The organism is Agromyces sp. Leaf222, from assembly GCF_001421565.1.
Lineage (GTDB): Bacteria > Actinomycetota > Actinomycetes > Actinomycetales > Microbacteriaceae > Agromyces.
Genome location: NZ_LMKQ01000001.1, coordinates 1 through 10,923, shown reverse-complemented (window position 1 = coordinate 10,923; position 10,923 = coordinate 1). Strand labels below are relative to the sequence as shown.

The following is a 10,923-nucleotide window of genomic DNA, read 5'->3' as shown; positions in this document are numbered from 1 at the left end:
CGATCCGGCATCCGCTCGTTCGACGCATGAGTGAGGCGGGCGATCCGGCCCACCCGAGATCCACCACACCGAGGAGAACACCGTGAAGTACATGCTGATCATGCGCTCGAACGATGCGGCCGTCGAGGCCTACGAAGAGCTCGATTTCACCGAGGTCATCGCCGCGATGGGCGCCTACAACGAGTCGCTCATCAAGGCCGGCGTACTGCTCGCGGGCGAGGGCCTCGCCGACGCGAAGGAGGGGTTCGTCGTCGACTTCGACTCGACGCCCCCGGTCGTCACCGACGGCCCCTACGGCGAGACCAAGGAGCTCTTCAACGGCTTCTGGATCATCCAGGCCTCGAGCCCCGAAGAGGCTGCCGAGTGGGCGAAGCGCTGCCCGCTGGGCCCGGGCTCGAAGCTCGAGGTGCGTCGCGTCAACGAGCTCGAGGACTTCCCCCAAGACGACGAGTGGATCCAGAAGGAGGCCGGCTGGCGCGAGGAAGCCGAGAACCGGGCTCGCTGAGCCGGGTTCGCTGAACCATGGGCGAGACGGATGCCGCGGGTGCGGCCGGGTCGGCGGGTGACGCCGGCCCGACGTCCGCCGACGTGGCGACCGCCGACGTGGCTGACGCCGACCGCGCCCGTCGCGCCCTCGCGGCCGTCTGGCGCATCGAGTCCGCCCGCATCGTCGCGACCCTGACCCGGTTCGTCGGCGATGTCGGCCAGGCTGAAGACCTGGCGCAGGAGGCCATCGTCGAGGCCCTGCGACAGTGGGCGGTCGACGGGGTGCCGAGCAATCCAGGGGCGTGGCTGACCACGGTCGCCAAGCGTCGGGCGATCGACGGATGGCGGCGGCGCGAGCGGCTCGACGAGCGCTACGCGGCCATGGCGCGCGACCTCGACGAGCGGGGCGGCGCGGCATCCGACGTGTTCTGGGACCCCGACACCATCGACGACGACGTGCTGCGCCTGATCTTCGTGTCGTGCCACCCGGTGCTCTCGCGGGAGGCGCAGATCGCCCTCACGTTGCGCATCGTCGGCGGCCTGTCGAGCGACGAGATCGCGCGCGCGTTCCTCGTGCCGACCGCGACCATCCAGCAGCGCATCGTGCGCGCGAAGAAGACCCTCGCGGCCGCGAACGTGCCGTTCGAGGTGCCGGAGCCCAACGAGTACCCGGCCCGGCTCGCGTCGGTGCTGCACGTGCTCTACCTCGTGTTCAACGAGGGGTACCTGCCCGCGTCGGGCACCGAGTGGGTGCGAGCGGATGTCTCGAACGAGGCCCTGCGCATGGCGAGGGTCGTCGCGGGCCTGATGCCGCGCGAGCCCGAGGCGTCGTCGCTCGTGGCCCTCATGGAGTTCACGGCGGCGCGATTCCCGGCGCGCACGGCGCCCGACGGATCGGCGATCCCCCTCGACGAGCAGGACCGCACGCGCTGGGATCGCGCGCAGCTCGGTCGCGGGCGCGACGCGCTGGCCAAGGCGGATCGCCTCGGCCGGGGTCGCGGCCCCTACGGGCTGCAGGCCGCCATCGCCGAGCAGCACGCGATCGCGCCGTCGGTCGACGAGACCGACTGGGCGCAGATCGTGGTGCTCTACGAGGCGCTCGGACGCATCGCCCCGTCGCCCGTGGTCGACCTCAATCGCGCCGTGGCGATCGCGATGTCGACGGGGCCGGTGTCGGCCTTGCAGGTCGTCGACGAGCTCGCTGCCGCGGGGCGGCTCGCCGGCTATCCCGGACTGCCCGCCGTGCGCGGCGAGTTGCTCGCCAGAATCGGCCGCATCGACGAGGCGCGGTCCGAGCTCGAGCGGGCCGCCCGCATGACGGGAAACGACCGCGAGCGCGACAGCCTGCTCGCCAAGGCCGCGAAGCTCTGAGTTCTGGCGCCGAACTGCGAGCGCGCCGGTCCATCTGCGCGGCCCGCGCGCCTGAGCGCCCGATGGGCAGGGCAGGCCGTCAGTCGACCACGGGCTGCGGCTTGACGACGCCGTTGACCTCGGCGGAGATGCGGCGCTCGAGTGCGAGCGCCATGACCCCGATGCCGAGGCAGCAGACCACCATGAGCCCGATGAACACGGCGTCGAGCCCGTGGTCGAGCAGGATGCCGGCCGCGATGGGCCCGACGATCGCCCCGCCCTGGAACGCAGCGGAGTTGATGGCGTTGTAGCGGCCGCGGTTGTGGTCGGAGGCGAGGTCGTTGTAGACCGCGGGCACCGTCGGCTGCAGCAGCGTCTCGCCGAACGCGAAGACGCCCATGAATGCGATGACGCCGATCGCGGCGGCGACGGTGTCGGGCACGAGCCCGGTGGCACCGAGCACCAGCCAAGCGGCGGCCCACACGAGCGCCATGATCCACATGACGCGGGTGCGCCGCCGTCCCGAGATCCAGCGCAGCACGGCGAACTGGAACACCACGATCACGAGGGTGTTGATGGCGAACGCGAACCCGACCGTGCGCGTCGAGACCTCGGCGACCTGCCGGGCGAATGCGGGGAACCCGGCCTCCATCTGCCCGTACCCGACGAACATCGCGACGAAGGTCAGCAGGCTCACCCAGATCACGGCGGGCCGCCGGAGGATCTGCCGGTAGCCGCCGCTCGTCGGCTCGTCTGCTGAGGGCTCGGACTGCGTGCGCACGTGGCGCAGCGGCCCGAGCAGCAGCGCCACGGGAATGAGGCAGCTCGCGGCGTCGATCAGGAAGATCACGGTGAAGGTCTCCGGTGCCTCGACGTTCACGTAGAAGCCGCCGATGACCCCGCCGATGCCGATGCCGAGGTTCACGAGCGCGAAGTTGATGCCGAAGTACTGCTGCCGCAGGTCGCCGGTGACCACGCTCGCGATGAGCGCGTTGAACCCGGGCCACGAGACGCCGAAGTTCACGCCGATGAGCACGAGGCCGACGGCGGCCAGCCCGGGATTCGTCGCGAACGCGAGCAGCGTGCAGCCGATGATCATCGCGCCGAGCCCGATGATGAGGATCGTGCGGGCGCCGTAGCGGTCGATCAGGCTGCCGCCCGGCCCGGTGACGATGAGCCCGACGACCGCGATGAGCCCCATGAGCGCACCCGCGAGCCCGAGGTCGAACCCGCGCACCTCGTGCAGGTAGATGATCGTGAACGGCAGGGTCAGGCCGCGCCCGAGCGTCTGGATCGCGACCGTCGAGAGCAGCCACCGGCCCTCGGTCGGCAGGGCGCGCCAGAAGCCGCGGATTCCGTTCACCAGTGCATCCTGTCGCATCCCACCGACATCCGTGTTCGTGCTCCAGAGGCGCAGCGTTCACTGTCGGCGGGTAGGCTCCCCGCATGCTCGTGGGGGGTGGCGTCCGTGCCGACGGCCTGGTCGTCGAGACCGATCTCGGCGCCGCGCGCGGGGTGCGCGAGCGCGGCATCCTGGCCTGGCGCGGCATCCCGTATGCGGCGCCGCCGGTCGGCCCGCGACGGTTCCTCGCGCCGATGCCCGCCGAAGGGTGGGGCGACGTTCGCGACGCGTCCGCCTTCGGTCCCGTCGCGCCGCAGAACCGCCACGGCCAGTTCATCGGCGCCGCCTCGCACCTCCCCCGCAGCGAGGACTGCCTGAGCCTCAACGTCATCACCCCCGATGGGGCAGCCGGTCGGCCGTCCGGCGGCGGCCTCCCCGTGATGGTCTTCGTGCACGGCGGCGCCTACAGCGTCGGCTCCTCGCGGGAGTATCCGCGTCAGGGCGAGCGGCTCGTGCGCAGGCACGGCGTGATCTACGTGAGCCTGAACTATCGGCTCGGGGCGCTCGGCTGGCTGGACTTCCGCGCCTACGCCGGCCCGCGGCATCCGTTCGACGTGAACCTGGGGCTGCGCGACCAGGTCGCCGCGCTCGAGTGGGTGCGGCGCAACATCGCGGCGTTCGGCGGCGACCCCGACCGGGTCACGCTCTTCGGGGAGTCGGCGGGCGCCAACTCGGTGACGACGCTGATGGCGGTGCCGAGCACCGAGGGCCTCTTCGCCCGGGCGATCGCCCAGAGTTCTCCGGCGAACGCCGTGTACCTGCCCGAGATGGCGGCGAAGTGGGCCGGCGAGTACGTGGCGATCCTCAGCCGGCTCGTCGACGACGACGACCTCGAGAGCGAGGGCGCCGAGGATGCCGCGGCGATGCTCCGTGCCGCGGATCCGTCGGTGCTGGCCAGGGCGACGACCGAGCTGACCGTGCGCACGCCCGACGAGAACCCGGGCACGATCAGCCTCGCGCCCGTGATCGACGGGGACTTCCTGCCCGTGCGTCCGCTCGACGCGTTCCGCGACGGCACCGCGCACCGGATACCGCTCGTCATCGGCACGAACGACCGCGAGGGGTCGCTCTTCGAGGGTCGCATCGACATCCTGCCGACCACGAAGCCGCGTATCCGGGCGATCTTCGCGAACACGCGCAAGAAGTCGCGCAAGGCGATCAAGCGGCAGTACCCCGACCTCCCCGAGCGGCGCCCCGCCGCCGACTTCGGCGGCGACTTCACGTTCTGGTTCCCGAGCATCAAGGCCGGCGAGCGGCACTCCCGGTACGCGCCCACGTGGTTCTATCGGTTCGACGCGGCGCCGCGCACCGCCCGGCTACTCGGCCTCGACGCGACCCACGGGCTCGAGCTGTTCGCGCTCTTCGAGAAGTTCGACACCCCCGTCGGCACCGCCCTCACGCTGCTCGGCGGGCGGCGCATGTTCCGCTCGGCCGGACGGCGCATGCAGGCGCACTGGGCGGCGTTCGCGGCATCCGGCGCACCGCTCGAGAGCTGGCCCCGATACGACGAGCGGATGCGGCGCACCCTCGTCTTCGACGCCGCCGACCGGGTCGAGGCCGACCCGCGCCGCGAGAAGCGACTCGCGTGGCAGGAGTTCGTGCCGCACGTGTGAGCCCGGCCGTTCCGCGGGCGCACCGGGATTGCGTCTGTCGCCCGCTCTCGCCGATCACTACGCTGGTGGCAACGAGGCGAGGGGGACGTCATGTCGGATCCGGTGGTCGAAGCTGGGGCGGTCGTACTGACGAGGGGCCAGGACCGCGGATTGCGGTTGATCGGCCTCGCGGGAATCATCGGCGGTGCGCTGCTGATCGTCGTCGCGGTGATCGCGTGGATGGCGGTCTCGGCGCAACTGCGGGCCGAGAACATCACCATCTCCGACGATGCGCCCATCCTCGCCGGTCAGCAGGTCGACGGCCCGATCGACGCGTACGTGCAGGCGAGCGTCATCAACACGCACGCCCTCGAGATGGCCGACGGCAAGACCTATGCCGAGCTCGACATGGACGACCCGGTGCGCGCGACCGTCATGGACGCGTCGTTCCTGCGGGCGTCGCTGTTCACCTCGGTGGTCTCGTTCGGCGTCGCGTTGTTCGCCGGGGGCGTCGGCGTGATCTTCATCCTGTTCGGGTGGGCGATCCGCATCCTCGTGCCGGCACTCGGGAAGGCGCAGCCGGTCCTTCGACGCTGAGTCGCCTGACACGCAGATCCTGCACGTGCGCGGAGGGGCGGGCGTAGGCTCGAACGCATGCTCGCCACCGTGATCCACGCCGCCCGCGACATCCGCGTCGAGACCGTGCCAGACCCCGTGCTCTCCACCGGAGGTGACGCGATCGTGCGCGTCGTGGCCGCGTGCGTCTGCGGGTCCGACCTCTGGCCGTACCGTGGGGTCACCCCCACCGATCAGCCGCACCGCATCGGCCACGAGTTCGTGGGCGTCGTCGAGGCCGTCGGCGACGACGTGACGCTCGTCGACGTCGGCGACTTCGTGATCGCGCCGTTCTACGTGTGCGACAACACGTGCGTCAACTGCCGCAACGGCGTCAGCACCTCGTGCCTGAACGGCGGCTGGTGGGGCAGCGACGACCGCCTCGGCGGATTCGCGGATGCCGGCCAGGGCGAACGCGTGCGCGTGCCGCTCGCCGACGGCACGCTGGTTCCGGTCCGCGAAGAGGTCACCGCCGACATGGTGCCCGGACTCCTCACCCTCAGCGATGTGATGGGCACAGGGCACCACGCGGCCGTCTCGGCCGGGGTGCAGCCGGGCGACTCCGTGGTCGTCGTCGGCGACGGCGCGGTCGGGCTCTGCGCGGTCATCGCCGCGAAGCGCCTCGGGGCCACGACGATCATCGCGATGTCGCGTCACGCCGATCGGCAGGCGCTCGCGACGGCCTTCGGCGCCACCCACATCGTCGCCGAGCGCGGCGACGACGGCGTCGCGGCGGTCAAGGAGCTCACCGGCGGCATCGGCGCCGACCGCGTGCTCGAGTGCGTGGGTACCAAGGAGTCGATGGACCAGGCGATCCGCTCGGCCCGCCCCGGCGGCATGGTCGGCTACGTCGGTGTGCCGAACGGCGGCCCCGAGCTGCCCGTGCGGCCGCTCTTCAACCGCAACGTCGGCGTCAACGGCGGCGTCGCCCCCGTGCGCGGCTACATCGAGGAGCTCCTGCCCGACGTGCTCTCGGGCGCGATCGAGCCCGGACGGGTCTTCGACCTGAAGCTCCCGCTCGCCGAGGCGGCCGAAGCCTACGCCGCCATGGACGAGCGCCGCGCGATCAAGGTCATGCTGCAGCCGTAGCGAGCGGCTCCCGTTCTCAGAATTGTCCGACGGCGGTCATCGTGGCACTGAACATCGCCTCGACGAGGCGGACGAAGAGCCAGCTGGATACAGCTGTCGAGCAGACCACGACGGCGATCGCCGCCCAGAGTGAGGCCGGGCCCCGACCAGACTGGCGCCGGACGACGACGAAGCGCCCGATGACGTAGACGAGAGACCCGATGAACGACCACGCCCAGTGGAAGCGCCGGCCGTAGGCGAGACGGCCGAGGGCAGCGAAGTCGAGGTAGGCGAACCAGACGGTCAGGCCGTAGAGCGGCCATCCGAGGAGCGCGGCGATGTTGTACCAGAGGTCGCCGAACGGGGAGCCGGTCTGAATGTTCGTCGCAGCGAGCTGATCGACATCGACGAGCAGGATCGGCGCCAAGCTGACCAGGGGCAGAAGGACGGCGAGCCAGATCCAGAGGGTGTCCACGGGCGTGCCGTCGGGCACGTGCGCAGCCGGGAGGTGCTCGCCGTAGGGCCGCTCGGTCGGTGCGACGTGATCGGTCCAGGTGTAGCCGTCCCACCAGCGGCGCATCGGCGCACCATGCGGGTCGGGGTACCAGCCTGCAGGTGCGGCGGATGCGGGCTGGGCGAGTTCGTTCGTCATCGGGCTCCTCGTCGGGTCGGCCCATGCTAGCCGCCGACGGGCCGGCGAAGGCTGGTCGCCGAGGACGCCGTCTCTCGGCCCCTACGCGTCCACGTCGTCGAGCCGGGCGATGACGACCTCGAGCAGCCGGGCGAGCTCGCCGCGCTCATCGTCGCTGAGGTCCTGCAGCACGTCGGACTCGACGACGTCGGAACCCCGGATGGCGACGCTGAACAGCTGCCAACCGGCATCCGTCAGGCTCACGAAGATGCGAGTGCGGTTCTCGGAGTCGGGCGTGCGCTCGACGAGCCCGCGTTCGACGAGCTTGTCGATGCGGTGCGTCATCGACGAGGGTGCGACGTTCGTCAGCTCGGCGAGCTGACTGGGGGTGAGTGACTCGCCAGCCTTCGCGAGCGAGGTGACCACGGCCCACTCGCCCGCGGTGACATCGAGGTCGACGAGCTGCCTGACGTACCACTGGTCGAGCTTCTTGGTGAGGCTCTGCACGGCCGTGATCACGCGCTGCACCGACTCCTCGCCGCCCGCCTTGACATAGGTCGCGACGGCGCGTCGGTGGAGCTCCTGCGCGCTCGGGGTGCGTTTCGCCATACGGGAATTCTCGCACGCATCTTTCGGTTGCTAATATTTCGATATCGAATACTTCATGATCGAAGCACTCGGATGCCTCGCGGCCGACGTCGACCCGCGGCATCCGTCGCTCCGACGACGACCCTGAGAGGAGGGCGCCTCGATGCGCGCGAAACTGCTCGTGCTCGCCAGCGCCATCGGCTCGCTCGGCTGGGGCGCCGTGCTGCCGTACCAGTACGCCTACGCAGCCGACACTCGGGACTGGGGGGCGCTCATCGCCGCCGGCGCCTCGTCGCTCTTCTCGATCGGCGCGCTCGTGGCGGCGCCGCTCGCGGGCCGGCTCGCCGACCGCTTCGACCCCGTGCGCGTCGCGGTGCTCGCCCAGCTGCTGGGCGCCGCCGGTGTCGCCTCCCTCGTGCTCGCGGACGCGCCGGCGCCCTTCCTGGCCGGCATGCTCGTCTTCGGTCTCGGCCTCTCGGCGGCGGTACCCGCCAAGCAGGTGCTCGCGCTGAACTGGTCGACATCCGATGATCGCCGAAAGATCTTCGCCTACAAGTTCACGGCGGAGTCGCTGGGCATGGCGGCGGGCGCCTTCCTCGCGGGGCTCGTGGTCGACCTCGACCGGCCGGACGGCCTCGACATCGGGTTCCTCATGGCCGCCGGCGGGTTCGTCCTGTCGTCGGCGATCATCGCGCTCGCAGGGCGGATGCCGCTGGCGCGCGCCGCGGCGACGCCCGCCGGACGTGGCGCGGGCGCCGAGGGCCGCGGCGTTCCGGCCGACACGGGCGCGTTCGGCGCCGTCGACGCCGCGACCGGGGCGATCGCCGTGGTCGACGTGGACGGCGACGGGCGCCCCGATGCCGCGGCGCGCTCGCGCGGCGCCCTGCGCGTCATCTTCGCGCAGCCCGCGATGCGCTGGACGGCCGTCGTCACCATCGCACTGGCCCTCGGCTTCTACGCCCAGTTCGAGTCCGGCCTACCCGCCTACGGCCTGACCGTGCTCGACGTCGACCCGTCGGCGATCGGACTCGCGGCCGCGATCAACTGCATCGTGATCGTGGCGCTGCAGGTGATCGTCGTGAAGCTCACGGCCAAGCGCAGTGCGCCGGTGCTGCTCATGGGCGTCGGCGGCATCTGGGTGGTGTCCTGGCTCATCCTGTCGGCGTCGCAGTTCTCGCCGGCGATCGCCACGGCGCTGTTCGTCACGACCTACGGCATCTTCGCCGTCGGCGAGACGATCTACAGCCCGGTGCTCAACCCGCTGACGGCGCAGCTCGCGCCGAAGGGCATGGTCGGCCAGACGCTCGGCACCGTGGCCGCGCTGCAGACCGCATTCTCGGCGGCCGGCCCGATGGTGGCCGGAGTGCTGCTCGGCGCCGGCCTGACCGACGTGTTCCTCGGCATGCACCTCGCCGTGAGCGTGCTGGCGGTGTTCGCCGCATGGCGCGTCAAGCGCGCGCTCGCCGTCGCTCCGGCGAGCATCGAGTTCCCGGATGCCGCGACGAGCGTCGCGCGCCCCCGCGAGGAGCCGCCGACGACGCCCGTCGACCTCGTCCGCACGTAGGCCGAGGCAGGCGAGGCAGGCGACCGCTCCGGCCGGAGACGCAGGATGCCCCGGGGTTCGACCCCGGGGCATCCGTCGTTCTGCGTCGTGGACTACGCGCCGGCGAGCACCAGCTCGTCGAGCGTCTTGCGCTGACGGGGCGCGACCTCGCGCTCGCGCAGCACGTCGGGCAGCGAGTCGACGTCGCCGAGCACGCCGATCGCGGTGACCGAGACGACCTCGAGGTTGTCGGCGAGGCCGAACGCGTCATGGAGCTTCGCGGCATCGAAGCCACCCATCTGGTGGGTGTGCAGGCCCTCGTGCTGCGCCTGCACCGTGAGGTGGGCGACGGCCTGGCCGAGGTCGTAGCGCGCCCACGGGCGGGCCTTGCCCTCGGCGTCGGCGGTCTCGGCGATGTTCACGATGAGCACGGCGGCCGAGTCGGCCCAGGCCTGGTTGAAGCCCATCATCGCGTCGTGCGTGGTCGTGAACTCGGGGGTTCCGCGGTGCGCGACGATGAAGCGCCACGGCTGGGAGTTGTTGGCCGACGGCGCCCAGCGCGCGGCCTCGAGGATCGTGCGCAGCGCCTCGGGCTCGACGATCGCGGCTGGATCGAACGCGCGGGGGCTCCAACGGTCGACCAGGGGGTCGATGAGGGCGGCCGAGGTGTCGGCCTTGCGGGACGTGAGGTCGGTGACGAGCGTCATGGCGAACCAGCTTTCAAGTGGGGGAACACATGCCGGGGCGCCTTCGTCCCAGTGCATTCAAACGCATGGAGGCTGTGCGTATTCCGCGCACTCGGCGAACCCGCAGCACGGCGACGCATTCGACGCATTTCGCCATGTCGTCATGTCGCGCGATGCCGATAGCGCCTCCGGAGCTGACGGATGCCGGTGCCGGCCGTGAGCCAGGGGAAACCCGAGGTCGCTCGCCGCCCTTGCCCTGCCGCGACTCGGCCACCATCCGGGGAGATCGCACCCGTGACGCGGAAGCCCGCGGTCACCCGCACCCTCGCTGGCTCGAGCGGCTCGGTCACCGCTCGACGGCCGGCCACCGGCCCGGATCCCGCATGAATGCTGGTGTTGCGGGTGTTTGCGGGTGGTGCGACACGCCCGGGGTGTGGGTTGGATTTGTGTGTGTGGGGTGGGGGATTGTAGGTTTTCATATGTCGCCGCGGCGGTGTGCGGGTGTTTGCGGGTGGTGCGACACGCCCGGGGTGTGGGTTGGATTTGTGTGTGTGGGGTGGGGGATTGTAGGTTTTCATATGTCGCCGCGGCGGTCAGGCAGGACTTGAGGTTCTGGTTGATGGTCRGGTGGAGTTCTAGCCAAATAACCTCGTAGGCGCGTTTGCGACTCGGTGATTTCAAGTCTAGGATTTGATCCTTTCCTCCTGTGTTTCCTGGTGTTCGGGCCKTTSKGGTTCGGGTTGCTGGGTGGCTGCTGGGACTGGCCCTGTTGGGTTTGGTTGTGGTGGTTCGGGTGGTATGGTTGACAGGTTGCCCTGATTGCGGGTCCACAGGTTTGTGGGTGTCTGGTTCGGGTGCGTCCGTTTCTTGAGAACTCAACAGCGTGCACTATGTTCAATGCCAATTTTTTGAACCCCAACCGGTTTTCGGATCGGTGGGATTCCTTTGATTGATGGACAATT

General features: G+C 70.6%; 10 protein-coding genes. 6 read left to right on the top strand and 4 right to left on the bottom strand.

Translation table 11 applies throughout. From position 1 onward, the window contains the following. Positions 1 to 82 precede the first annotated feature (82 nt). Together ASE68_RS00050 and ASE68_RS00045 are read left to right on the top strand one after the other, a co-directional pair. Complete coding sequence (locus tag ASE68_RS00050) at positions 83 to 505, top strand: YciI family protein (RefSeq protein ID WP_055853775.1); 423 nt, start codon at positions 83 to 85, stop codon at positions 503 to 505. A 17-nt stretch (positions 506 to 522) separates the two neighbouring features. Beyond that, positions 523 to 1,857: an RNA polymerase sigma factor gene (locus tag ASE68_RS00045; protein ID WP_082461699.1), complete on the top strand. Its 1,335-nt coding sequence runs from the start codon at positions 523 to 525 to the stop codon at positions 1,855 to 1,857. 79 nt (positions 1,858 to 1,936) lie between these two features. Here the strand turns inward: ASE68_RS00045 and ASE68_RS00040 are convergent, their stop codons facing one another. Next, positions 1,937 to 3,199 carry an MFS transporter gene (locus ASE68_RS00040; protein WP_369800042.1) on the bottom strand — a complete coding sequence of 421 codons (1,263 nt, stop codon included), beginning with the start codon at positions 3,197 to 3,199 and terminating at the stop codon, positions 1,937 to 1,939. An 83-nt stretch (positions 3,200 to 3,282) separates the two neighbouring features. On the opposite strand from ASE68_RS00040, the gene ASE68_RS00035 reads away from it, so the two are divergent. The 3 genes from ASE68_RS00035 (at position 3,283) to ASE68_RS00025 (ending at position 6,534) form a co-directional block, all read left to right on the top strand. After that, a complete protein-coding gene (locus ASE68_RS00035; RefSeq protein ID WP_082461668.1) occupies positions 3,283 to 4,851 on the top strand; it encodes a carboxylesterase/lipase family protein in 1,569 nt (522 codons plus the stop codon). A 90-nt stretch (positions 4,852 to 4,941) separates the two neighbouring features. Beyond that, positions 4,942 to 5,427, top strand: coding sequence for a hypothetical protein (locus tag ASE68_RS00030; RefSeq protein WP_055853770.1), 486 nt, complete (start codon positions 4,942 to 4,944; stop codon positions 5,425 to 5,427). Positions 5,428 to 5,484: 57 nt separating this feature from the next. After that, the gene (locus ASE68_RS00025; RefSeq protein ID WP_055853768.1) at positions 5,485 to 6,534 is read left to right on the top strand and encodes a zinc-dependent alcohol dehydrogenase family protein; all 1,050 of its coding nucleotides are present in this window, start codon (positions 5,485 to 5,487) and stop codon (positions 6,532 to 6,534) included. A gap of 16 nt (positions 6,535 to 6,550) precedes the next feature. On the opposite strand, the gene ASE68_RS00020 is transcribed toward ASE68_RS00025, so the two are convergent. Both ASE68_RS00020 and ASE68_RS00015 read right to left on the bottom strand, forming a co-directional pair. Continuing rightward, complete coding sequence (locus tag ASE68_RS00020; protein ID WP_055853766.1) at positions 6,551 to 7,165, bottom strand: DUF2510 domain-containing protein; 615 nt, start codon at positions 7,163 to 7,165, stop codon at positions 6,551 to 6,553. Between the two features lie 81 nt (positions 7,166 to 7,246). Beyond that, positions 7,247 to 7,753, bottom strand: a complete 507-nt coding sequence (locus ASE68_RS00015) for a MarR family winged helix-turn-helix transcriptional regulator (RefSeq protein WP_055853763.1) — start codon at positions 7,751 to 7,753, stop codon at positions 7,247 to 7,249. A 142-nt stretch (positions 7,754 to 7,895) separates the two neighbouring features. Here ASE68_RS00015 and ASE68_RS00010 point away from each other — a divergent pair, with 142 nt between their 5' ends. After that, positions 7,896 to 9,296, top strand: a complete 1,401-nt coding sequence (locus tag ASE68_RS00010) for an MFS transporter (protein ID WP_055853762.1) — start codon at positions 7,896 to 7,898, stop codon at positions 9,294 to 9,296. A gap of 92 nt (positions 9,297 to 9,388) precedes the next feature. On the opposite strand, the gene ASE68_RS00005 is transcribed toward ASE68_RS00010, so the two are convergent. Continuing rightward, entirely contained in the window at positions 9,389 to 9,982 is a 594-nt protein-coding gene (locus ASE68_RS00005) for a nitroreductase family protein (protein WP_055853758.1), read from the bottom strand. Positions 9,983 to 10,923: the final 941 nt, after the last annotated feature.